The sequence below is a fragment of the Glutamicibacter soli genome (assembly GCF_003309065.1).
Lineage (GTDB): Bacteria > Actinomycetota > Actinomycetes > Actinomycetales > Micrococcaceae > Glutamicibacter > Glutamicibacter soli.
Genome location: NZ_POAF01000007.1, coordinates 66,516 through 90,751, shown reverse-complemented (window position 1 = coordinate 90,751; position 24,236 = coordinate 66,516). Strand labels below are relative to the sequence as shown.

General features: G+C 58.1%; 20 protein-coding genes and 4 tRNA genes. 22 read left to right on the top strand and 2 right to left on the bottom strand.

Annotated features, from left to right (window positions below; translation table 11 throughout):
* The first annotated feature begins 27 nt into the window (after positions 1-27).
* The 13 genes from C1H84_RS14500 (at position 28) to thiL (ending at position 11,768) form a co-directional block, all read left to right on the top strand.
* Positions 28-1,086 carry a 3-isopropylmalate dehydrogenase gene (locus C1H84_RS14500; protein ID WP_113607779.1) on the top strand — a complete coding sequence of 353 codons (1,059 nt, stop codon included), beginning with the start codon at positions 28-30 and terminating at the stop codon, positions 1,084-1,086.
* 114 nt (positions 1,087-1,200) lie between these two features.
* Positions 1,201-2,295 carry a branched-chain amino acid aminotransferase gene (locus tag C1H84_RS14495; protein ID WP_113607778.1) on the top strand — a complete coding sequence of 365 codons (1,095 nt, stop codon included), beginning with the start codon at positions 1,201-1,203 and terminating at the stop codon, positions 2,293-2,295.
* Positions 2,296-2,370: 75 nt separating this feature from the next.
* Entirely contained in the window at positions 2,371-3,438 is a 1,068-nt protein-coding gene (gene galE / locus C1H84_RS14490; protein ID WP_113607777.1) for a UDP-glucose 4-epimerase GalE, read from the top strand.
* A gap of 47 nt (positions 3,439-3,485) precedes the next feature.
* Positions 3,486-4,250: a fumarylacetoacetate hydrolase family protein gene (locus C1H84_RS14485; protein WP_113607776.1), complete on the top strand. Its 765-nt coding sequence runs from the start codon at positions 3,486-3,488 to the stop codon at positions 4,248-4,250.
* A 161-nt stretch (positions 4,251-4,411) separates the two neighbouring features.
* On the top strand, positions 4,412-5,917 hold the full coding sequence (gltX, locus tag C1H84_RS14480) for a glutamate--tRNA ligase (protein WP_113607775.1): 1,506 nt from the start codon (positions 4,412-4,414) through the stop codon (positions 5,915-5,917).
* Positions 5,918-5,934: 17 nt separating this feature from the next.
* The gene (locus tag C1H84_RS14475; protein ID WP_060617019.1) at positions 5,935-6,699 is read left to right on the top strand and encodes an HAD family hydrolase; all 765 of its coding nucleotides are present in this window, start codon (positions 5,935-5,937) and stop codon (positions 6,697-6,699) included.
* Positions 6,700-6,808: 109 nt separating this feature from the next.
* A tRNA-Gln gene (locus C1H84_RS14470) sits at positions 6,809-6,880 on the top strand.
* Between the two features lie 49 nt (positions 6,881-6,929).
* A tRNA-Glu gene (locus tag C1H84_RS14465) sits at positions 6,930-7,005 on the top strand.
* A 34-nt stretch (positions 7,006-7,039) separates the two neighbouring features.
* Positions 7,040-7,115: transfer RNA gene (locus C1H84_RS14460), tRNA-Glu, on the top strand.
* Positions 7,116-7,149: 34 nt separating this feature from the next.
* Positions 7,150-7,225, top strand: a tRNA-Glu gene (locus C1H84_RS14455).
* A 95-nt stretch (positions 7,226-7,320) separates the two neighbouring features.
* Positions 7,321-9,090, top strand: coding sequence for a dynamin family protein (locus C1H84_RS14450; protein ID WP_113607774.1), 1,770 nt, complete (start codon positions 7,321-7,323; stop codon positions 9,088-9,090).
* The gene (locus tag C1H84_RS14445) at positions 9,087-10,730 is read left to right on the top strand and encodes a GTPase (RefSeq protein ID WP_113607773.1); all 1,644 of its coding nucleotides are present in this window, start codon (positions 9,087-9,089) and stop codon (positions 10,728-10,730) included. Before C1H84_RS14450 ends, C1H84_RS14445 begins: the two co-directional genes overlap by 4 nt.
* A gap of 75 nt (positions 10,731-10,805) precedes the next feature.
* Positions 10,806-11,768 (top strand): thiamine-phosphate kinase, encoded by a 963-nt coding sequence (gene thiL / locus C1H84_RS14440; protein ID WP_113607772.1) that lies wholly within the window; start codon positions 10,806-10,808, stop codon positions 11,766-11,768.
* Positions 11,769-11,787: 19 nt separating this feature from the next.
* Here thiL and C1H84_RS14435 read toward each other — a convergent pair whose 3' ends face one another.
* Positions 11,788-12,513: an IclR family transcriptional regulator gene (locus C1H84_RS14435; RefSeq protein ID WP_082124047.1), complete on the bottom strand. Its 726-nt coding sequence runs from the start codon at positions 12,511-12,513 to the stop codon at positions 11,788-11,790.
* Positions 12,514-12,626: 113 nt separating this feature from the next.
* Between C1H84_RS14435 and leuC the strand changes: the two genes are divergently transcribed.
* The 6 genes from leuC to C1H84_RS14405 all read left to right on the top strand — a co-directional run bounded on the left by leuC (position 12,627) and on the right by C1H84_RS14405 (position 19,302).
* The gene (gene leuC, locus C1H84_RS14430; protein ID WP_113607771.1) at positions 12,627-14,075 is read left to right on the top strand and encodes a 3-isopropylmalate dehydratase large subunit; all 1,449 of its coding nucleotides are present in this window, start codon (positions 12,627-12,629) and stop codon (positions 14,073-14,075) included.
* Between the two features lie 14 nt (positions 14,076-14,089).
* Complete coding sequence (gene leuD / locus C1H84_RS14425) at positions 14,090-14,695, top strand: 3-isopropylmalate dehydratase small subunit (protein WP_047118920.1); 606 nt, start codon at positions 14,090-14,092, stop codon at positions 14,693-14,695.
* Between the two features lie 300 nt (positions 14,696-14,995).
* Complete coding sequence (murA, locus tag C1H84_RS14420; protein WP_047118921.1) at positions 14,996-16,315, top strand: UDP-N-acetylglucosamine 1-carboxyvinyltransferase; 1,320 nt, start codon at positions 14,996-14,998, stop codon at positions 16,313-16,315.
* Between the two features lie 13 nt (positions 16,316-16,328).
* On the top strand, positions 16,329-17,093 hold the full coding sequence (locus C1H84_RS14415) for a lysophospholipid acyltransferase family protein (protein WP_231735962.1): 765 nt from the start codon (positions 16,329-16,331) through the stop codon (positions 17,091-17,093).
* A gap of 62 nt (positions 17,094-17,155) precedes the next feature.
* Positions 17,156-18,190, top strand: coding sequence for an NAD(P)H-dependent glycerol-3-phosphate dehydrogenase (locus C1H84_RS14410; protein WP_280524262.1), 1,035 nt, complete (start codon positions 17,156-17,158; stop codon positions 18,188-18,190).
* Complete coding sequence (locus tag C1H84_RS14405) at positions 18,190-19,302, top strand: D-alanine--D-alanine ligase family protein (RefSeq protein ID WP_113607770.1); 1,113 nt, start codon at positions 18,190-18,192, stop codon at positions 19,300-19,302. The genes C1H84_RS14410 and C1H84_RS14405 overlap by 1 nt, the downstream gene beginning before the upstream one ends.
* 110 nt (positions 19,303-19,412) lie before the next feature.
* Here C1H84_RS14405 and C1H84_RS14400 read toward each other — a convergent pair whose 3' ends face one another.
* Positions 19,413-19,925 carry a DUF3515 domain-containing protein gene (locus C1H84_RS14400; RefSeq protein WP_425323570.1) on the bottom strand — a complete coding sequence of 171 codons (513 nt, stop codon included), beginning with the start codon at positions 19,923-19,925 and terminating at the stop codon, positions 19,413-19,415.
* A 75-nt stretch (positions 19,926-20,000) separates the two neighbouring features.
* Here C1H84_RS14400 and C1H84_RS14395 point away from each other — a divergent pair, with 75 nt between their 5' ends.
* From C1H84_RS14395 to C1H84_RS14385, 3 genes are read left to right on the top strand one after another with little or no spacing between them, the layout of a single operon-like run.
* Positions 20,001-21,059 carry an LCP family protein gene (locus C1H84_RS14395; protein WP_113607768.1) on the top strand — a complete coding sequence of 353 codons (1,059 nt, stop codon included), beginning with the start codon at positions 20,001-20,003 and terminating at the stop codon, positions 21,057-21,059.
* 21 nt (positions 21,060-21,080) lie between these two features.
* Positions 21,081-22,049, top strand: coding sequence for a DAK2 domain-containing protein (locus C1H84_RS14390; protein ID WP_052772339.1), 969 nt, complete (start codon positions 21,081-21,083; stop codon positions 22,047-22,049).
* Positions 22,039-24,228 (top strand): ATP-dependent DNA helicase RecG, encoded by a 2,190-nt coding sequence (locus tag C1H84_RS14385; protein WP_113607767.1) that lies wholly within the window; start codon positions 22,039-22,041, stop codon positions 24,226-24,228. Before C1H84_RS14390 ends, C1H84_RS14385 begins: the two co-directional genes overlap by 11 nt.
* Positions 24,229-24,236: the final 8 nt, after the last annotated feature.

The window sequence follows — 24,236 nt, the reverse complement described above, 5'->3', positions numbered from 1 at the left end:
TGGACTCTGTTCGGTAAGCTTGGACCCATGGGAAAAGTTTTTGAAATTGCAGTCATTCCTGGGGATGGCATTGGACCAGAAGTCGTCGCAGAGGCCGTCAAGGTCTTGAACTTCGTCACCAACGGCGGCGAGAACGAGGTCAATCTGACCAACTACAAGCTGGGTGCCGAGCATTGGCTCGAAACCGGTGAAACCCTACCCGAGGAGACGCTGGAGAATCTCAAGAAGCACGACGCCATCTTGTTCGGCGCGGTAGGTGCCGCTCCTGGCGATACTCGTATTCCTTCCGGGCTCATTGAGCGTGAAATGCTGCTGAAGCTGCGCTTTTCGCTGGATCACTACGTGAACTTGCGTCCGTCGAAGCTTTACCCTGGCATTGAAAGCCCTCTGGCCAACCCGGGGAACATCGATTTCATAGTGGTGCGCGAAGGTACCGAAGGCCCGTATGTGGGCAACGGCGGGTCTGTCCGTACGGGCACTCCGCACGAGATCGCCACTGAAGTATCCGTGAATACCGCGTTTGGCGTGGAGCGTGTCGTTCGTGATGCGTTTGCGCGAGCTTCGCGCCGGGAGCGCAAGCACGTGACCTTGGTTCACAAGCACAATGTGTTGGTTCATGCCGGTCACCTATGGCGGCGGACTGTCGAAGCTGTGGCGAAGGAGTTCCCGGAGGTAACGCACGACTACCTGCATGTTGATGCCGCGACCATCTTCCTGACCACCGACCCTGCCCGCTTCGACGTCATCGTCACGGATAACCTTTTCGGCGATATTTTGACAGACCAAGCCGGAGCAATCACTGGTGGCATCGGCTTGTCGGCCAGCGGCAACATCAATATGTCGCGAACCTACCCGTCGATGTTCGAGCCGGTACATGGCTCCGCTCCAGACATTGCCGGCCAGCAGAAGGCCGACCCGACTGCAGCGATTCTGTCCGTTGCCTTGATGCTTGATCATTTGGGGCTGTCTGAAGAATCGAAGGCTGTCGAGCAGGCAGTTGAAAAAGAGATCACTTCACGTCAGGAATTGACCGATCGCCGCACCACCAGCGAAATTGGCGATGCAATTGTAGCCCTGCTGGCATAAGCTAAAAGGGAAGTTCCCGGTACGGATGTATCCGGTAGCTAATCCACAAACGGGTGTTCCGCAACTTTGTGGGACACCCGTTGCTCGTATATGAATTAGGAAGTCCAAGGTTAGATGGAATTCACCGAAAATCTCTCAACGAACCGCAAGAGCGCCGAGGACCGCGCCAAGGTTCTTGCCGACCCGGGCTTCGGGGACTTCTTCACCGACCACACCGCAGTCATTGACTGGTCGGCCAACGGTGAAGGCCATGGCGGTACCTGGCATGACGCTCGCATCGAACCGTACGGCCCCATCGCGATGGATCCAGCGGCCTCCGTGCTTCATTACGGCCAGGAAATCTTTGAAGGTCTGAAGGCCTACCGTCATGAGGACGGATCCGTTTGGACGTTCCGTCCCCATGCAAACGCTGCGCGACTGAACAAGTCGGCGGCACGTCTCGCCCTGCCGCAGCTTGACGAAGAAGTATTTGTCGAGTCACTGCGAAAGCTCGTGGCATCCGACATCGACTGGGTACCTACAGGTGATGGCGAGGCGCTCTACCTTCGCCCGTTCATGATTGCCACCGAGGCATTCCTGGGAGTTCGCGCAGCACGCGAAGTTTCCTACCGGGTCATCGCATCGCCGGCAGGCAACTACTTCGGTGGAGAGTTGAAGCCCGTCGCCATCTGGGTATCCCATAACTATGCGCGTGCAGGCCGAGGCGGAACCGGTTCCGCCAAGTGCGGTGGAAACTACGCGGCATCACTCGTTGCCCAGCTTGAAGCTGAAGACAATGGCTGCAAGCAGGTCCTGTTCCTTGACCCGTTCAATGACAATGCGGTAGAAGAACTTGGCGGAATGAACGTGTTCTTCGTTACCAAGGACAACAAGCTGGTCACCCCTGCACTGACCGGAACCATCCTCGAAGGCGTTACCCGCTCGTCCGTAATCCAGCTTGCCAAGGACCGGGGAATAGAAGTCGAGGAACGCCGAATCACTCTTGATGAATGGCGTGAAGGCGTTGCCAGTGGCGAGATCACTGAAGTCTTCGCCTGCGGTACCGCTGCTGTGATCACCCCGATCGGTGTTCTGAAGAACGGCACCGAGCTCATCGGTGACGAAGACGCCAAGGCTGGCGAAGTCACCATGTCGATCCGCGAAGAACTGCTTGGCATCCAGCGTGGAACGGTTGAAGACCGGCATGGATGGCTGGAGCGTTTGGTCTAATAGCGGTAGATAAACGTAGAATTGGCTGTGCAATGTTTATTGCACAGCTAATTCGCTTTAAGTGAGGACTTCGGCATGCACGTTTTGGTTACCGGTGGAGCTGGATATATCGGCTCGCATACCGTCCTTCTGCTTTTGCAGGAAGGATACCGCGTTTCCATTATCGACAACTTCAGTAATTCATCACCGGAGTCGATTCGACGAGTTACCCAACTAGCTGGGCGGGCACCAGAGCTTCACAACATTGATTTGCTTGATGCTTCTGCAGTGGACTCCATTTTCGAAGCCCTACGGCCAGACGCCGTGATCCATTTTGCTGGGTTGAAGGCCGTAGGGGAGTCTGTATCCCAGCCCCTTCGCTACTACCGCAACAACGTCACTGGCACTCTGAATCTTTTGGATGCAATGGAATCAGTTGCATGTCGGACACTTGTTTTCAGCTCATCTGCGACCGTCTATGGCGAGTCGACCGCTTTGCCGCTAGTCGAGTCAACGCCTCGAAGCGCTACTAATCCGTACGGGCGCACGAAGCTCCACATCGAAGAAATGCTCGAGGAATTGGCGACCTCGGACCCACGTTGGGCCATCGCAAATTTGCGGTATTTCAATCCTGTGGGCGCGCACGAATCCGGAGAGATCGGCGAAGATCCACAGGGCATCCCCAATAATCTCATGCCATTCGTAGCTCAGGTTGCCGTAGGAGTTCGTGAAAAGGTCAACGTCTTCGGCGGCGATTATCCCACTGCTGATGGAACCGGCGTCCGGGACTACATCCACGTATTGGATCTGGCCGCCGGGCACCTCTCGGCACTGAACTACCTGCAGCAGTCCAAGGGCGCGCATGTCTGGAACTTGGGTACGGGCGCCGGTTCGAGCGTGCTGGAAGTCATCGAAGCGTTCGCACGAATTTCGAAGCGGCCGGTGCCCTACGAGATCGTGGAACGCCGCGCTGGTGATGTCGCCGAAAATTACGCCGATGCGGAGAAGGCCCGTCTTGATCTAGGGTGGAAGGCTGAGCGTGGGCTAGAACAGATGGTGGGTGACATGTGGCGTTGGCAAAGCCACAATCCGACAGGATTCCCGAACCTAGAGTTCCGCGAAATGACCGAAGAAGAACTGAACGCATTCATCAACGGAAAGTAATCTGTCGCTGTGTGCAAGGCAGGGACAGAGCAAGTTAGGGTTTAGAAATGCGCATTGCTCGATTTGTAGTTGATGGCGACCCTCTTTACGGTGTCGTCGACGGAGAAAATATTCATGCACTCGCGGGGGATCCGTTCTTCCAAGGAATTAAGACCACGGGCGCTGTGCACCAACTGGACGACGTTCGGTTGGTAGCGCCAATTATTCCACGATCCAAAGTCGTCGGATTCGGTCGCACCTATAGCGAACACGCCAAGGAGCTCGGCAACGAGGTGCCGCCGGAACCACTGATGTTCCTGAAGCCGAATACTTCAGTCGTTGGACACGGCGAGCCTGTAACCCTTCCTGCATTTTCGCAGGAGGTTTCTTTCGAAGGTGAACTTGCGGTCGTCATCGGACGCATCTGCAAGGATGTGCCAGCAGAAAAGGCCGGCGACGTCATCTTCGGATACACGATCGCCAACGACCTCACTGCCAGGGACGCCCAGCGCACCGACCCGCAGTGGGCCCGGGCCAAGGGATTCGACGGCTCGTGCCCGCTCGGGCCATGGATCGAAACCGAATTGGAAGATCCGGACGACGTAGCGATCACTACACGTCTGAATGGTGAAGTCCGCCAGGACGGCTCTACACGGGACATGATCTGGCCTGTTTCCGAACTTGTTGCACGTGCTTCCGAAGCATTCACCCTGCTTCCCGGCGATGTGATCATGACGGGCACCCCTGCAGGCGTGGGGCTTGTCAACGCCGGCGACATCGTTGAGATCGAACTTGAGGGACTTGGAACACTGAGGTCGGTTTTCCGTCGATAATGTGATTTGAGTAAATGTGGTTTTTCCTTGAAACTGGAAAAGCCACCATCTTGCCATCATCATTTTGGTGGTACCGCACTGGCTCCCGGTCACGAATGTGACTGGGAGCCCTCGCGTATGGAATTCGGCAAGCTGGCCCGAAGGCTTAGAATAGAACCATCATGACTGATCTTTCGCTGATTCCACCCGTGACCGAAGATACTCCCGTTCGCGTCCGTTTCTGCCCATCGCCTACCGGCACTCCACACGTAGGCATGATTCGTACGGCCCTGTTCAACTGGGCCTATGCCCGCCACACCGGTGGCAAGATGATTTTCCGTATCGAGGATACCGACGCGAAGCGCGATTCCGAGGAAAGCTTCAACCAGGTTCTGGATGCACTGGACTGGCTGGGCATCGATTGGGATGAAGGCGTCAACGTGGGTGGTCCGCATGAGCCGTACCGCCAGTCGCAGCGTGGCGACATCTACCAGGATGTCATTGCCAAGCTTCGCGAGGCCGGCCACCTCTACGAGTCCTACTCGACTCCGGAAGAAGTCGAAGCGCGTCACAAGGCCGCCGGCCGAGACCCAAAGCTGGGTTACGACAACTTCGACCGTGAACTGACGGCAGAGCAGATCGCTGCGTTCAAGGCCGAAGGCCGCGAACCGGTACTTCGCGTACGCATGCCGGACGAGGATGTTACCTTCACCGACCTGGTCCGCGGCGAGATCACTTTCAAGCAGGGGAGCGTGCCAGACTACGTAGTGGTTCGCGCCAATGGCCAGCCACTGTATACGCTGGTTAATCCGGTGGATGACGCGCTGATGGGAGTGACTCACGTGCTGCGTGGCGAGGATCTGCTGTCCTCCACGCCGCGTCAGGTTGTCCTCTACGCGTTGCTGCACGATGTAGGCGTTGCCAAGTACATGCCACGATTCGGGCACCTGCCGTACGTGATGGGGCAGGGCAACAAGAAGCTTTCCAAGCGCGATCCTGAATCGAGCCTGTTCCTTCACCGCGAGAATGGCTTTATTCCCGAGGGCTTGTTGAACTACCTGGCACTGCTTGGCTGGTCGTTGAGCGCGGATCAGGACATTTTCAGCAGCGAAGAACTCGTCAAGGCTTTTGACGTGACCGACGTGCTGTCGAATCCTGCACGTTTCGACGTGAAGAAGGCCGAAGCCATCAACGGCACCCACGTTCGCATGCTGGAACCAGAGGACTTCCGCAATCGCTTGGTTCCCTACCTTCAGGCTGCCGGCCTCGTAGGTGAAGAGCTGACCAACCGTGAAAACGAGATCCTCGACCAGGCCGCACCTCTGGTACAGGAGCGCATCACTCTTCTGGGCGAAGCGGCAGACATGCTCGAATTCCTCTTCAAGAATGATGACGAGATTGTCGTCGAGGAAAAGGCGCTCAAGGGTATGCCGGCAAACCTCGGCGACGTTGTCAGTGCCACGATTGAAGCTTTGGAAGGCGTGAAGAACTGGAACGCAGAAGAGATCCAGAATGCACTGCGGACCAAGCTGGTTGATGAGATGGAGCTGAAGCCACGCCAGGCATTCGGTCCTGCGCGAGTTGCCGTTTCCGGCAAGCGCGTCTCACCTCCATTGTTCGAATCCATGGAGATCCTCGGCCGGGAGTCGAGCTTGAACCGTATGCGTACCTTCGGCGCCTCGCGGTAACAGGAAACGCTAATTTCGTGAACGAAGTACCTAACGCCTTGGCTGGATCTGCCAACAGATCCATCCAGGGCGTACTTTTTGACATTGATGACACTCTGGTAGACCTTCGAGCAGCCGCTATTGCAGCTTTCCTGGAGCTTACAACCGAAGAGCTCAGACACGTAGATGCTTCGGAAGCAAGCGTCGTTGCCGCAGCTTTTGCCGATGACAAGGCCGGAGCCTACGAACGCTACATGGCAGGTGAACTGACTTTCCTGGAGCAAAGGGAAATTCGCTTGCGATTCTCCCTGGGGCTCGTGAATGCCGAAGCGCCGGCAGGGGAGCTATACCAAGCGTGGGCCGAGACCTATGAGAAGACGGTGCGTAGCTATTGGCGCCCGTTTGAAGATGTCGTGCCCCATTTGGATCAGCTCCGAGCCATGGGCATTCCCTTCGGTGCCGTTAGCAATAACCTTGAGTCGTACCAGCGGGCCAAGTTGGAAATCGCTGGTCTTGAAGGATTCGCTGTGGTTGTTGGATCCGATACGGCCGGCGCGCCGAAACCTGCGCCTGCACCGTTTCTGGCAGGCTGCCAGCAGCTTGGTATCCATCCGCAGCAGACGCTTTACGTGGGGGACAACCCGGTCAATGACTACGAAGGAGCACGCAATGCGGGACTCCCAGCAGTACTGCTGGACCGCGAGGCTTTTCATGAGGATTTCCTCGGACTTCGAATCCGTGATCTCTGGGGCTTGGCGGAGTTAATCGGTGCAGGCTTCGACAGTTTTGTCGCCGATTCCTAGGGGAATCGTCGATTTGTATTGATCCCGGAACGTCGGTATAGTTATATCTCGTGCTGAAGCGATCAGTGGGAATTGAATTATCAATTCAGTCTGAAAGCCCAAGTCACATTGGGATATGGTGTAATTGGCAACACAACGGTTTCTGGTTCCGTCATTCTAGGTTCGAGTCCTGGTATCCCAGCGCTTCATCAAAAAACATTTGATGAGCTAAGGAGAAATTCTTGGCATACGGCCCCATCGTATAGCGGCCTAGTACTCCGCCCTCTCACGGCGGCAACACGGGTTCGAATCCCGTTGGGGTCACCAAGCTTATTCTCAGGTCTCCCGCAAGGGAATATACGGCCCCATCGTATAGCGGCCTAGTACTCCGCCCTCTCACGGCGGCAACACGGGTTCGAATCCCGTTGGGGTCACCAAGCTTATTCTCAGGTCTCCCGCAAGGGAATATACGGCCCCATCGTATAGCGGCCTAGTACTCCGCCCTCTCACGGCGGCAACACGGGTTCGAATCCCGTTGGGGTCACCACACAAGCCACAGGTAAATCTGTGGCTTGTTGTATATCCACCCAAATCTGCCCGATATGTTTCAAATAACGTCCTTTCATAGGGCAAGATGGTCACATGGAGGCAAATTCGGAATCCCGCTCGGCGGGCAGCGCAGCTACCCCTGAGGGTTCAGGCTATGCGCTATCCACCATCAGGCAGCTTGCATCGTTGAGCTCCGTACTAGATGGGCTCACCTTTCTACTTTCCGCATCCAATCCGACGCTGCCCAGCGAAATACTCAGAACCAAGACGATTCACCAGATCGCCGACTACCTAGTGCCTCGGCTGGAAAACCTCCACGCACCACTGCTCATTGTCGTGGGCGGTTCCACCGGTGCAGGGAAATCCACTCTGGTGAATTCGCTGCTTGGCGAGACCATCAGCGCCTCGGGTGCCGTCCGCCCGACAACCCGCGTTCCGGTGCTCGCGTACAACCCGTCCGATGCGTCGTGGTTTGAAGATCGACGAATCCTCCCCGCGCTGAGAAGGTTGTCGTATTCCGGGAATCAACCGGATGACGCCAACGCAAAAGCGCAGGCAGTGCAACTCGCTCCACACGCGAAAGTCCCCTCCGGGATTGCCATTATTGACGCGCCGGACATCGATTCCATTTCGGACGAAAATCGTGCTCTGGCAGCGCAGCTTTTGAATGCAGCGGACCTTTGGATATTCGTCACGACTGCCAACCGGTATGCGGATGCGTTGCCTTGGGACCTGCTCACGGAAGCTGGGGCCCGGAACATCACTGTCAGCATCGTGCTCAATCGTGTGCCCGCGGGTGCGCAAACCGAAATTCTTCCTGATTTAGAACGACTGCTCAGAGATAGGGGACTGGGATCTTCGGCCGTTCACGTGATTCAAGAAATGGAGCTTGACCAGCAAAAATTATTGCCCCAAGCGCTGACGCAACCAATTTCGAACTGGCTTGACTCGCTGGCCGGAGATGCCCAGGAACGCAAACGCATCGCCTTACAAACCCTTGACGGTGCACTTAGGCGGTCCGTTGCGGACGTGAACGAGCTCTACGCGGAACTCAAGGACCAGGAAGCGCAACTGCAGGAACTGCTCCTCGGCGTAGACCAGCGTTTCGACCAAGCCATGGACGTGGTGAAATCGGCGCTGAAGGATGGAACCCTGCTCCGCGGAGAGATCTTGGCTAGATGGCAGGATTTCGTCGGTGCAGGAGAACTGCTGCGTGGAATTGAAGGAAGCGTAGGCCGCATCCGCGACCGTATTGGTTCATTTTTCTCCGGGCGACCGCTGGCAAGCAACAGGGTTGAACAGGCGATTGAAACGGGCCTGCACGCAATATTCGTCGCAGAAATTACCGAGGCCGCCGACAACCTCGACCGGGTCTGGCGTACCACCCCCATTGGGCAGGAACTCAGCCGCGCACTGCCGACACCCAGACTGCCCGCGGATCTCAGCGAGTTGGCAAGCCGCAGCGTGCGCGAATGGCAGAATGACATTCTCACCATGATTCGTGAAGAGGGTGCGGGGAAGCGAAAGACTGCCCGCATGGCGGCATTCGGAGTGAATGGCATTGCAGTCATCCTCATGGTTGTCGTTTTCGCATCGACGGCGGGGCTAACCGGACTGGAGCTCGGTATCGCCGGGGGATCTGCTGTAGTCGGCCAAAAACTGCTGGAAGCCATTTTTGGTGAGGACGCCGTGCGGCGGATGGCGGCAAGGGCCAGCGGCATGCTCGAAGAACGCGCACGCGAGTTGATCAATGCCAACGCAGACGTTTACCGAAACGTCATCAGGTCCTGCCAGCAACCCGAAGAATTGGAAGGCCTGGCTGAGTTTATTCACGCTCAGGGCCAGAAAGGCCACCACGTATGAGCGAGCGCAAGGTACTCAGGGCTCAAGCCAGTCTGTCGGGTCAGATCGATTCGCTTTCCGAGGCGATGAAGCTTGGAGAATCGTACCTCGACCCGCAAACTGTTGATTTCGCAGCACTGGTTATGTCGCGCGCCGAAGCCCGTCGCCAACTGTCCTCCGACCATGTGGTCATCGGGCTCTTCGGAGCTACGGGTTCCGGCAAATCAAGTCTCTTCAACGAATTGGCGGGAGCACAGCTCGCCCGGACCGGAGTCATTCGTCCGACTACAACGAAAACCATCGCGGCGATCTGGAACCCGGAAGGTTCCGGAGAACTGCTTGATTGGCTGGAAGTTGATGATCGGCACGTCGTCGACTCGATGTTCGGAGCCACCACAGCGCCGCGCGGAACGACCCCGAGCGGAGGCCTGATCCTCCTGGATCTTCCGGACATGGACTCAACGGCACTGGAGCACCATGAAATTGTGGAAAGACTGTCCGGGCAGGTGGACGTCATGGTGTGGGTGCTGGATCCGCAGAAGTACGCTGATGCCTCCATCCATCAAGGCTATCTTGATGGTTTGGGATCCCATGAGGGGAACTTGCTGGTGGTACTGAACCAGATAGACCTCATCGCGGCTTCCGATCGAGCGGCAATCCAGAAATCCTTGACGGGACTTCTTGCCCAGGACGGATTCCGGGGACTGGAAATCCTTCCGGCTTCATCGCGAACCGGCGAAGGCATCGATGCATTAAGAACGCGGATCGCCAAACTCGCGGAAAACAAGGCCCTGTCGATTCGACGGCTCAAGGCCGATGTCGACCAGGTCATACATCGACTCGTTGCCGAACTCGGCGTGGAACAGGTCAACCTGCCTGGGAAGCTCGACCAAGACGAGCTGGAACAGGGAATCGCCGCTGCCCACGGGGTGGACCTAATCGCGGACGCGGCTGAGCGCTCCTACCTGCTTCGCGCTTCCTCGCACACCGGCTGGCCGTTGACGAGCTGGGTGATCCGCTTCAAAAACGACCCATTGAAGAGGATGAACCTCGGGCGAAACCACGAGCATCCGGAACTGGCCCTGACCTCGCGGCCCCCGCTGTCCGTGGCGCAATCTGCCACTATCAAGCAGTCGGTCAACACCTACCTGTCCAAGGCTACGGACGGGATGCCGGTGGGTTGGTCGGAAGAGCTCAGGGCAAGTACCACGGATCACCTTGACGAGTTGGACCAGGATATTGACGTGGCCATAGCCACCACAGACCTAGCGATTGACAAGAAATCCTGGTGGTGGCCGTTGACGAAGGTTCTGCAATGGGCGTCGATTATTGTTGCCTTGGGCGGCGCCCTGTGGCTCGGTGCCCTTGCCGTGGCGGGGTATCTTCAGTTCGCTGTTCCGGAGCCTCCGATGGTCGAAGGTTTTCCCATTCCCACCCTGATGCTCCTGGTCGGGTTACTGCTCGGTATTGTCCTCGGCATCGCCGGTTCATTTGTCAATCGAATGGTCGCTAAGATGAAGAGAAAGCATGTTCACCGGAACCTTGAGCGCTCCGTTGCGGGCGTTGTCCGCCAGCACATCGTGGATCCTGTCGCTGCACACCTGGACCAGTTCAACAGCTATGCGGATCTCATCAACCAGGCCGCGAAGAAAGCCGATTAATACTCAGTGACGAATCACCAAGCTAGCAAGCTCCCGACCGTCGGCGACCTAGGGGAGCAGGGAATCCTTGACGCCATGCTGCCTCTCCTGGACTCCAAACAGGCACCCCTGGGCCCAGGCGACGACGCCGGAGCCCTAGCCGTTTCCGGTTCGGAAGTTGTGGTGTCCGTCGACACTCTTGTCGAGAATCAGGACTTCCGGTTGTACTGGGACAGCGGTTTCGAACACAAGGCCTTCGACATCGGGTGGAAGTCGATCGCCCAAAATGTTTCAGACATCAATGCCATGGGAGGCGTCCCGACAGGCGCCGTCATCTCCCTGTCCCTGCCTGAAAGCACCAGCATTGAATGGGTAAAGGAATTCTCCAGGGGCATCTCCGCTGCAGTTCAAGGGCTCGGTGCGGGCCGTCTCGCGGTGATTGGCGGAGATCTGGGCAAGGCTGCCGAAATATCAGTGACTACTACCGTCATCGGAGAGTGCGAGCACGGCAAGGTGCTCAGGAGCGGCGCCACACCGGGGGACCGCATAGCCATCGCGGGACGTCTGGGATCGGCCGGCGCTGGACTGGCGGTACTCGATGGCAGCACGCAATGGCAGACGTGGAACCGTTCGGTCCGCAGGATCGTGGATTCCCAGTGCAAACCAACCCCGCCGTTGGAATCGGGTCCCCGGGCGGCCGAAGCCGGCGCGAGCGCCATGATGGACATCTCCGATGGACTGATCCGGGATGCTTCGCGTCTGGCCAAGGCCAGCGGCGTCAACCTTAACCTGAACGTCGACTCGCTGAAGCACTTCGCTGCTCGCTTGGAGCCTGCGGCAGTGCTGTTGGGTGCGGATCCGATGCTGTGGGTCCTTGAAGGCGGAGAAGACTTCGGACTGCTCGCGGTGTTCCCGAAAGGTGCCTCGATTCCTGAAGAATTCACCGTCATCGGCGACGTCAGTGCGCAGACCGGCCGCCGTACCCTGGTGAAAATCGATGGGCAGATCGTCAACGGAGCCCGCGGATTCGACCATTTTTCCGAGGCCATGAAGCGCTGAATCGAGACCAGCTCTCGGTTCAGGGGCGTTCAGCCTGAACCCGGAGCAATTCGGACAGCTCGTTCGCTGCGGCAACTACGGCTTCATGGTAGATCTTTCCCGGCTGGCGGGTCAGACGTTCAATAGGACCGGACATCGACAACGCGGCAATGACACGACCGGACTGGCCCCGGATTGGCGCTGATACCGAAGCAACCCCGGGTTCGCGTTCGCCCAGCGACTGCGCCCACCCGCGCCGGCGCACGCCGGCAAGAATTGTTGGCGTGAACCGTGCATGATGCAGGCCATCGATCATTCGCTCATTGTCCTCCCAAGCCAAAAGCACCTGCGCAGCGGATCCAGCTTTCATGGAGAGCTGGGTGCCCACGGGGATGGTATCGCGCAGACCCACCGGGCGTTCCGCACTGGCGATGCAAACACGGAAGTCTCCCTGCTTGCGGAAGACCTGCGTGCTCTCACCAGTTTGGTCCCGGAGCTTGAGGAGGATGGGTCCAGCGGCGCTGACCAAGCGGTCTTCACCGGCGGCGCTGGCAAGTTCGACCAAGCGGCTACCCAGTTCGAAACGCCCGTGCAGGTCCCTTCCGACGAGTCCATGATGGGCCAGCGACTGCGCAATTCGATGGACGGTTGGCCTGGAAATCTGGGTCAGCTCCACCAGTTGTGAGAGCGTGGTTGGGCCATTCTCCAATGCATTGAGAATGGCGGCTGCCTTATCGAGTACGCCTACGCCGCTACCTGTTGTCATATCTCGATTCTCCCGTCTCAGCATTTGAGATTCAAGTCCGCATACTGGAAATGTTCTTCTGTGAAGTGTCAAAGTTGAGATATCAAATGAACGTAGCTTGAGGAGTGTGTCGCATGTCTGCCACGCAGTCGCCACAGACACTGGCCGAGAAGGTCTGGAATGCGCATGTTGTGCGCCGTGGAACCGGTGAAGGCGAAGCCCGCCAGCCGGATCTTATTTACATCGATCTGCACTTGCTGCACGAGGTGACCTCTCCGCAGGCATTCGAAGGACTGCGTCTGGCCGGCCGCCAGCTTCGCCGGCCTGATCAGACCATTGCCACGGAAGATCACAACACGCCCACGCTTGACATCGACAAGCCCATCGCCGACCTGACGAGCCGGACCCAGATCAACACCCTGCGGGAAAACTGCAAGGAGTTCGGCGTGCGCCTGCACTCCCTTGGCGACAAGGAACAAGGTATCGTCCACGTCGTTGGTCCGCAGCTGGGACTGACCCAGCCGGGTATGACGGTGGTCTGCGGCGACTCCCACACGTCGACCCATGGCGCGTTTGGCGCATTGGCCTTCGGCATCGGTACCTCCGAGGTCGAGCACGTGATGGCAACCCAGTCCCTGAGCCTGAAGCCGTTCAAGACCATGGCGATCAACGTCGAAGGCACCTTGAAGCCGGGCGTCACTGCCAAGGACATTATCCTTGCGGTCATCGCCAAGATCGGCACCGGAGGCGGTCAGGGCTACGTCCTCGAATACCGAGGCTCCGCCATCCGTGCCTTGTCCATGGACGCGCGCATGACCATCTGCAACATGTCCATCGAGGCAGGCGCCCGGGCCGGCATGATCGCTCCGGACCAGACCACGTTTGATTACGTCAATGGACGTCCCCACGCCCCGCGGGGCGAAGACTGGGACGCCGCCGTTGCGGAGTGGAAGCAGCTGCATTCGGACGAGGGGGCCCAGTTTGATGCAGAGGTCTTCCTGGACGCGGATGAACTGGAACCTTTTGTCACCTGGGGAACCAACCCGGGCCAAGGTGTGTCGCTCTCAGCCTCGGTGCCAACTCCGGAAGACTTCGAGGACGAAAACGACCGCAAGGCCTGCGAACGCGCATTGGAGTACATGGGTCTGACCGGCGGAACTCCCATGAAGGAAATCCGTGTTGATACCGTCTTCCTGGGCTCTTGCACCAACTCCCGCATGGAGGATCTGAGGGCGGCCGCCGCGGTGATCAAGGGCAAGGAAAAGGACCCCAACGTCCGCATGATTGTTGTCCCTGGCTCGGCCCGCGTCCGCTTGGAGGCTGAAGCCGAGGGCTTGGACCAGATCTTCAAGGACTTCGGCGCCGAATGGCGTTTTGCCGGATGCTCCATGTGCCTGGGCATGAACCCCGACCAGCTCACAGAAGGCGAGCGCTGCGCCTCGACCTCGAATCGAAACTTCGAAGGACGCCAGGGCAAGGGCGGACGCACCCACCTTGTCTCCCCGCTGGTAGCCGCCGCAACGGCAATCCGCGGCACGCTGTCCTCGCCGAGCGACCTCGTCAACACTCCGGTAGCGGTCTAGGAAGGATCACCGTCATGGAAAAGATTGTTAGCCACACCGGAATCGGTGTACCACTGCGTCAGAGCAACGTCGACACTGACCAGATCATCCCTGCCGTCTATCTCAAGCGCATCACCCGCACCGGATTCGAGGATGCCTTGTTCGCCGGTTGGCGCCGCGACGAGAACTTCATCCTGAATCAGGAGCCATTCAACGAAGGCTCGGTTCTTGTGGCCGGCCCCGACTTCGGCACCGGTTCGTCTCGCGAGCACGCAGTCTGGGCGCTGAAGGACTACGGGTTCAAGGCAGTCATTTCGGCTCGTTTCGCGGATATCTTCCGCGGCAACTCCGGGAAGCAGGGGCTGGTAGCTGCCGAGGTAGCCCAGAGCGACATCGAATTGATCTGGAAGGAACTGGAGAACAACCCGGGCACCCAGGTCACGGTTGATCTGGAATCCCGCACGGTCCAGTGCGGATCGATTTCCGCGCCATTCCAGATTGACGACTACACGAGGTGGCGTTTGATGGAAGGCCTGGATGACATCGGCCTGACCCTCCAGCATGAAGAGGACATCACCGAATTCGAGGCTGCACGTCCTTCGCATAAGCCGAAGACGCTTCCAGCACGATTCGCCGACTAAACGGCAGCATCTTGGCTGGGGCATCAAGCTGATCTTGACGCTCTGCCATGGTTCCCCGGACGGCCAGTTCGCATTCAGTTCAATGTATTGTGCTGAATGCGAACGGGCCGTTTCATGTTTGCATGTTCCTCCGGTGTATTCCTTGAATTCAAAGGCTGAAAGCATCCTCACAATACCCACGCCACGCGACTATCGGTCCCATTTCATGCTGTCTTAGGCGGTATGCTTACTTAGTCCTGCTAGTTCACGGCCCGCAGGCTGGAGCAGGCAATAACGACTACGCGATGAGGTATTTCATACATGGGTAAGATCCTGACGATCCATGGCGGTGTGCCACTAGTGGGCACCGTACGAGTCGGCGGAGCTAAGAACCTGGTTCCCAAGGCCATGGTGGCGGCGCTGCTTGGCGATACGCCTTCGGTGCTCCGCAATGTGCCAGAGATCAAGGATGTTACCGTCGTTCGCAGCCTGCTGGAGATCCACGGGGTCAAGGTCGAGCAGGATCCGGAAACCGGCGACCTCACCATGGACCCGAGCCAGGCCAAGTCGGCCTCGAACCAGGCAATCGATGCCCACGCCGGCGATTCGCGCATCCCGATTCTTTTCTGCGGCCCGCTGATCCACTCGCTGGGCGAAGCATTCATCCCGGACCTCGGCGGATGCCGTATCGGCGACCGTCCCATTGATTTCCATCTCGAAGTACTGCGTGAATTCGGCGCGGTCGTGGACAAGGCCACCGATGGGATCCGGATCTCTGCACCGCTGGGCCTCAAGGGTGCGAAGCTCCACCTGAAGTACCCGAGCGTCGGCACCACCGAGCAGGTGCTGCTTTCTGCCGTTCGCGCCAAGGGTGTCACCGAGGTCAGCAATGCCGCCATTGAGCCGGAAATCTTGGATCTGATCTCGTTGTTGCAGAAAATGGGCGCCATCATTTCCGTGCACCGCGACCGCGTGATCCGCATCCAGGGCGTCGACAAGCTCAATGGCTACGAGCACACCGCGCTGCCTGACCGCAACGAGGCAGCCTCGTGGGCTTCCGCAGCGCTGGTGACCAAGGGCGATATCTTCGTCCAGGACGCCCAGCAACGGGACCTGACAGCTTTCCTTCACGTCTACCGCCAGATCGGCGGCGAGTTCGAGGTCAAGGCCAACGGCATCCGCTTCTACCACCCCGGTGGCGACCTGAACCCGTTGATCCTCGAAACGGATGTCCACCCCGGCTTCATGACCGACTGGCAGCAGCCACTGGTGGTCGCACTGACGCAGGCCAGCGGCGTTTCGGTCATCCACGAGACCGTGTACGAAAACCGCTTCGGATTCACCGATGCACTGGTGCATATGGGCGCTACCGTCCAGGTGCACACCGACTGCCTGGGTTCCACCCCGTGCCGCTTCGGCCACCGCAATTTCAAGCACTCGGCAGTGGTAGTCGGACCTGCCAAGCTGGTTGGTGCGGAAATCGACGTTCCGGACCTTCGCGGAGGTTTCTCCCACCTGATTGCGGCCTTGGCCGCCGAGGGAACCAGCAAGGTCACCGGTATTGAGCTGATCAACCGAGGCTACGAGCACTTCATGGACAAGCTCACTGCACTTGGCGCCAATGTTGAACTGAGCGAATAGAGGATACCGGTCCGTGGTTAAAATCCAGGCTCCCGGCGAAAGCCCGCGTACCAAGCGTATTTTCAATGTTCTGGGTAATATCGTCCGCCCGCTGATGAACTCCCTGATGGGCAAGACCTGGAAGGGCTTTGAAAACCTTCCACAGGGCGGTTATATCCTGTGCCCGAATCATTTGACTGAGATTGACCCGCTGGTTGTCGGGCATGCCGTATACAGCCATGGCCGCCTGCCTCGCTGGATGGCCAAGGAATCGCTGTTCAAGCCGCCAGTGCTCGGATGGATCCTTCGTGAAACCGGCCAGATTCCAGTAGCGCGAAGTGCTGCCGGGGCCGGCGACTCGTTGAAGGCCTCGAAAAAGGTCCTGGACGCCGGGGGCGTCGTGGTGATCTACCCCGAAGGCACCCTGACCCGTGATCCCAACCTGTGGCCTATGGTGGGGCGAACAGGTGCCGCCCGTCTGGCCCTGCAGACCGGTGCCCCAGTTATCCCCATGGCCCACTGGGGAGACCAAGAGTTGCTGCCGCGTTACTCCAAGAAGATGTACCTGTTTCCCCGCAAGCACGTGACGGTATCGGTTGGCCAGCCGGTAGACCTCGACGATTTGCGCAACGGGCCGCGTACTCGCAAAGTCCTTGAAGAAGCTACCGAACGCATCATGGCGTCGATTACCGAGCTTCAGGCGGAAATTCGAGGCGAAACTCCGCCGGAAAAGCCGTGGGATCCCAGCGAGCATGGGCAGGCCCGGACCGGTCGCAGCTTTGAGAACCCGGACAAGTAAATACACAGACAAGTAAATACACAGACAAGTAAATACACATCAGCAACGTCGAAAGAAGAATCGTGACCAAGCCTTTACCACGCAAGATCGCCGTCATGGGCGCCGGAAGCTGGGGAACCACTTTCGCAAAGGTGATGGCAGACGCCGTGGCCGAGCAGGGCATTTCGGTTCAAATCTGGGCTCGCCGGGACGATGCTGCGCATGAGATCAACGAACGCCACACCAACTCCCGCTATCTGCGCGACACAAAGCTTCCGCAGAACATTTCCGCATCCTCCGACCGCCAGGTAGTCCTCTGCGGGGCGGACCTAGTGGTGCTGGCGATACCTTCCCAGTCGTTGCGGGCAGAACTGGACGGGTTCAAGGACCTCATCGAGCCGGACGCAGTAGTTCTGTCGCTAATGAAGGGGCTGGAACGCGGCACGGATTTACGTATGAGCCAGGTGATCGCAGAAGTCGCCGAATTGCCGGAGAACCGCATTGCGGTCTTGTCAGGTCCGAACTTGGCCATGGAGATCGCTCGCGAGCAACCTACGGCATCCGTCGTAGCCTGCACCGACGAACAGACGGCCAATTGGATCGCCCAGCTGTGCTCGGCTCCGTACTTCCGCCCCTACACCAACGATGACGTGCTGGGTGTGGAGCTCGGAGGCATCGTGAAGAACATCATCGCGTTGGCCGTGGGCATGTGCGATGGCATGGGCATGGGGGACAACACCAAGTCCACAGTCATCACCCGCGGTCTGGCGGAAACGACTCGACTGGTCTTGGCATTGGGAGGACGTCTGGACACGCTGGCCGGCCTTTCCGGCTTGGGTGATCTGGTGGCTACGTGCTCGTCCTCGTTGTCGCGCAACAATACTGCTGGACGTCTTCTGGGGCAGGGCCTCTTCCTCGACGAGGTTAATGACCGTATGTCGCAGACTGCCGAGGGCATTAAATCAGCGCGAGCAGTATTCGATCTTTCACGAACACACGATGTTGACATGCCTATTACCGAGGCTGTCGTCATGGTGCTTGAAGGCATGCTAAGCGTTGAAAACATGGCGGAGCGCCTGCTGGCTCGCGAATTGAAGTCTGAAGGAGAATTGCAGTAATGACTGAACGCAAACCACAGGTTCTGCTCCTGTTCGGTGGCCGCTCCTCCGAGCATTCGGTATCGTGTGTCACCGCCGCCGGCGTGATGCACGCAATTGACAGGGAACGATTCGACGTTGTGCCGGTGGGCATCACGCGCCAGGGCGAATGGACGCTCCTGACCGAAGACCCCCAGGATTGGGCTCTCAACACCGGTTCCTTGCCGGAGATCTCTGATGTCGACAATCCGGTGCAGCTCTCAACCGACCCGAACAAGACGTCGTTGATGTCCCTGTCGAAATCGGTTGTTTCCGAGCTAGGTGAAATCGACGTCGTCTTCCCGTTGCTGCACGGCCCGTTCGGCGAAGACGGTTCGATCCAGGGCATGCTTGAAATGGCCGGAGTCTCATATGTTGGTTCCGGTATTGCCGCAAGCGCCATGGGCATGGACAAGCATTTCATGAAGGTAGTTTTCGAAAGCGCCGGATTCAAAGTCGGCCCGTACGAAGTCATTACCAACAAACAATGGCTGCGAGACAGCGACTCGGCACTCCAGCGTTGTGAGCGCCTGGAGTACCCGTTGTTCGTCAAGCCAGCCCGTGCCGGTTCGTCGGTCGGAATCACCAAGGTCGATGTCCCTTCGGAGCTGAGGGACGCCATCGAGGTTGCGCGCCGCGAAGACCCCAAGGTCATCGTGGAGCAGGGAATTATCGGCCGAGAGATCGAATGCGGCGTCCTGGAAGGCCGCGGCTCAACTCCGTCACGCGCGTCGCTGCCGGGAGAGATTTCGGTTGCCGACAACGGACACACGTTTTACGATTTTGAGGCGAAATACGTTGACGGTGCCGCAGCGAACCTAAGCTGCCCCGCCCAACTCAGCGACGAAGCCACGGCGCAGATCCGGGAACTTGCGGTCAAGGCATTTGACGCCATTGACGCCGAAGGCCTCTCCCGAGTTGATTTCTTCTACACTCCCGAGGGCGAGTGGATTATCAATGAAATCAACACGATGCCCGGGTTCACCCCGTCCAGCATGTACCCGCAAATGTGGGCCAAAACCGGCATCGACTATCGTGAATTGATTGACGAGCTGATCGCGCTGGCCAGCGAACGCAGGATCGGTCTGCGTTAAGCGGCCTGAGACGAAAAGCGTCTTGCTTTAACCTCTGTGAAAATGGGTTAAAGCAAGACGCTTTTTCATGAATAATTTTCAGATTTCCGGCTCGGCGCCTCGTATGCCTACTAGAGCTGCTCGTCTTTCTGAATGCTGACGCATTGTTTCTCTGCGGGAATGCGCGAAGCCGCGTCAGACAACGTAGCCAGAACCGTGCTTGAAGGAATGACCTGGGGATCCATAATAATCTCCGTTGCGGGAGTACGACCGTAGGTGGTCAGAGTCCAAATCCCGTCGTTGCCTTCGTGAGCGATCCAATCGACATCATTAACCGACACGCACGGATCAGTTGTCGGGCCGGGGACCTCGACACCGCACCGCAAAACCACCTGAGACGGGTCTCCCCACGCCGAGGTTGCCTGCGACGAGGTTGGGCGACGCTCGGCGTCTCCCACGACCTCTGGAAGCACCACCATCATTTCTGCGCACAGCGGATTGGCAGCGTCAGGAGCCGCATCTACGGATGCAACAGATTCGCATGCGGCCAGACCTGGTGCGACGAAAGCCAATGTGGCGATCAACGTCGCGGTTCGACCAAATTTTCGATTAAGTTTTGGTGACGGTTCCGGGTTCAGACTGATTTTGGACACGTTGTAAGCGTACCGTGCGAATCTGAAAGATAAGATGTATTGAGTTGAATCTGTGAAAGGTAGCATATGTCATTCGAAGAACAGCCAACGCGTTCGCGCACGAAGAAGAAGAAGCGAACCGGGCGAGTAGTCCTTCTGAGCATCCTGTCGTTGGTGGTGATCGCCGCACTTGTCGCTGGTGGATACGCCTGGAATCTCGGACGTACATTCGATGACAACAGCCAGAAACTTGAAAACGCCTTCCCTGCCGAGGAAACTCGTCCGGAAGTCAAGAAGGAATCCGAGAATGCGCTGAACATCCTGCTTCTGGGCAGCGATACCCGTGCGCAACGCGACAGCGACGAGCAGGACGATGATTTCGCCACCCTGCCCAATGGCGGTCGTTCCGACACCATGATGCTTGTGCATATCCCGTCGGACCGTTCCGGTGTTTTCGTGACGTCGATTATGCGTGACACCTGGTTGGATCTTCCCGGCATTGGTGAAGCAAAAATCAACCGTGCATTTGCGAACGGTGGCGTAGCCAAGGCCGTTGAGACTCTGGAAGGCCTTTTCGGCGTTCGAATTGACCACGTGGCTTCCGTTGACTTCGAAGGATTCAAGGGACTGACGGACGCTGTTGGCGGCGTGACCATCAACAACCCGATTGCTTTCCGTCCAATACACAATAAGAACTTCTACTTCCCGGAAGGCGTGCAGAAGCTCAACGGTGAAGAAGCCCTGGCCTTCGTACGCGAGCGCAAGGCGTTCACCGGCCCCGGCGGCAGCGACTACCGCCGCGTCAAGAACCAGCAGCTGTTCGTCAAGGCGCTGCTTGGCCAGATCTTGTCGAAGGACACTCTGACGAACCCGGTGAAGATTCAAAATGTGGTCAGCGAATTCGCACCATTCGTAGCCGTTGACGACACGCTGGATGCAGGCAAGGTAGTTGAAATCGCTTCGTCGATGATCAATATCAGCACCAGCGATATGGAATTCTTCACCCTGCCAAACAACGGTCCTGGCCGTTCGGCCGATGGACAGTCGATTGTCATCCCAGATATGGATACGATTAACAAGTTTGGAGAAGCACTCCAGAACGATACGGTTGACGAATTCGTAGCATCTACTGACCTGTCTCAGTAACCATTGAAGGAACCACTCTTTATGACCACCCAGAAACTTGATACTTCAGTTCGCGCAATTCGCCATTGGCTTGCGCGCAGTGTCAAGAGCCTGGGCAATCATTCAGATCGGCTCAATGCCATCAATGTTTTTCCAGTTGCCGACGGTGATACCGGGAGCAACCTGTACCTGACCGCACGTGCCGGTCATGATGCCGTCAGCAAATTGGAAAGCGATGACATCGGCGGATTCCTAGAAGTTGCCGCGCGCGCCGCCATGGAGTCCGCGCGCGGCAACTCGGGAACCTTGCTCGCTGTCTTCCTCAGCGGACTGAGCGAGCCGTGGCAGGGCCAGGAACGGCTGACAGCACCATTGCTGGCACTGGGTCTCGAACGGGCGAAGGTTCGTTCCTGGTCGGCGCTGAGCGAGCCAGTGGAAGGCACCATGCTTTCCGTGATCAATGCGCTGGCCTTGGCCGCGGCTTCCACGCTGATGCACCTGAAAGTCGACAAAGACAGCCGTGCCGCGTTGGACACCTTGCTGACGCAAATGACGCAAGCCGCCAGATTGGCTGTCAAGGGCACAGAAAGCACCCTGCCTAGCTTGGTCAAAGCCGGTGTTGTCGACGCAGGAGCTGTCGGCATGCTGGTTATCGTCGACGAGCTTTGCGCCGCCATCCGCAACGAACGCACGGAGTTCGACGATTACGAGGGATTCCACGGCTACAGCGTTCAAGATCCGCATGTGCATTTCGATTTCGAGGAAATCGAGGGTGTGGAAGTTATGTGCACGGTAACGCTGGATGCCTTGGGCGCGGCAACACTTCGAGGCCAACTGGATGCTTTGGGTAATTCGGTAATCATGTCCCCGGTGAACCAGCTTGAAGAGGACACCTACCGATGGCGGGTGCACGTGCACGTGGAGGATCCCGAAGCGGCCTTGGACCTCATTCGACAACAGGGCAACCCGGTAAACATCAGTGTGACCGATCTTTGTATTCATGACGGCTGAAACTACGATTCAAGATTTCGAGAACTCGCCGCTGTCCAAAATGCTCGGCGCCAAGAACGCAACGGCTTTGGAAAAAGCGTTCGGCTACGGCACGGTAGGGGAGTTTATCCGGCATTTTCCTCGGCGGTACGTCGAGGTAGGGGAACTCACACCCATCGCGGAGCTTCCCTTTGATGAACACGTCACGGTGGTGGCGCAAGTCGTCAACATCAGTCAGCGTCAAATGCACTCGCGCAAGGGATTCATCTTCGAAGTCACCGTCAGTGATGAGCTAGGCGACGCCGGCCAGCAGCTGAAGATGACGTTTTTCAACGGTTATCAAGCACGCACGGATTTGCTGGTCGGAACCATTGCCATGTTCAGCGGCAAAGTCGGCTGGTACCAGGACCACCTTCAGCTGAACCAGCCGGACTACGCAGTACTCGATGAGGCGTCCCAGGCGGATCCTCGACCCATCCCGATCTATCCGGCCTCGGCCAAAATGCCGAACAAGAAGATCCGTGACCTGATGGCACACCTCATTGAGCAGATGACGGAAGAGAATCTCCCGGAGTTTCTTCCGAAAGAGCTATTGGATGCCCACCACTACCCCCTGCGGCACCAGGCCTATGCCAACCGCCATTCTCCACGCGAGCTGAAGAACGCTTACGTTGCCCGCCAACGTTTTGCCTTCGAAGAAGCATTCCTGCTCCAGCTCTCGCTTGCCGAACGAAACCGCCAGATAGGCACCCAGCACTCCATCGCAAGGCCCCGCCGCACCGGTGGGCTGGCCGACAAGTTCGATGCACAGCTGCCATTCGTTCTCACGGAGGACCAGCAGCAGGTCGGGCTCGAGATCAGCCAGGATCTAGAGCTCAATCACCCGATGCACCGTTTGCTGCAGGGCGAGGTGGGCTCGGGTAAAACTGTGGTTGCGCTCCGCGCGATCCTCCAAGTCATCGACGCGGGCGGACAGGCCGCGTTGCTGGCACCCACCGAGGTCCTGGCCGCACAGCACTACGCTTCGATAACCAAGATGCTCGGCTCGCTGGCCGACCCTGGCCTCTTCGGCGAAGGGGAAGGAACTGGTGTTGCACTGCTGACAGGTTCTGCGAAAACCGCCCAGCGCCGGGAAGCGCTGCTGGGGATCGCCAGCGGTGAAACCGGCCTGATTGTCGGCACCCACGCGCTGCTGGGCGAACAAGTGAGGTTCGCGGAACTCGGCCTGGTCGTTATCGACGAACAACACCGGTTCGGGGTCGAGCAGCGCGATGCCCTGCGAGCCAAGGGCAACGATTCGGTACCCCACACGCTGGTCATGACGGCGACCCCAATTCCCCGTACTGTCGCCATGACGGTGTTCGGCGACTTGGAGACCTCAACGATCAAGCATCTTCCCGTTGGCAGGGCGCCGATTTCAACCCACATCGTTCCGATGCAGCTCACGGGCTACAGGAACCGCCTGTACACGCGTATCAGCGAAGAAGTCGCGAAGGGCCACCAAGTCTATGTTGTCTGTCCGCGCATCAGTGATTCAGCTGGCGAGCAAGGCGTCTTGCTGGCAACCTACGAGGATACCTCTGCGCAGTCGATGAGTGTCGAGAAGATGCTTGAATTGCTCGGCGGCTTGCCCGAGTTCAACTCGGTCACGGTTCAGGGATTGCATTCGCAGCTGGATTCCGAGGACAAGCAGGGGATCATGGACGCGTTCGCCTCGGGAGACATCGACGTCCTCGTTTCAACGACGGTCATCGAGGTGGGCGTGGACGTGCACAACGCGACGCTGATGGTGATCATGGACGCCGAACGTTTCGGAATTTCGCAGCTGCACCAGCTGCGTGGCCGTGTAGGCCGTGGCGGCCTGCCCGGTACGTGCCTGCTGTCAACATGGCTGGATGCGGATCATCCGTCGGTAAATCGGCTGCGGGTCATTGAATCCACCCTCGATGGTTTCGAACTGGCCGAAGCAGACCTCGCGGAACGCAAGGAAGGAAATATCCTGGGTGTCCAGCAGTCCGGAAGCCAATCCACCCTTCGCGAACTGAGCATCATCAAGGACCGGGCCTTGATTGAAAAGGCCAGGGATGATGTCCGGATCTTAATGGGTATGCCGTCATGGCACGAAAAGTATCCGGCGCTGCTGGCGGCGACCAAGAATTGGGTTGACGAATCTACCCGCGAATTCCTGAACAAGAACTAACTGAAAGC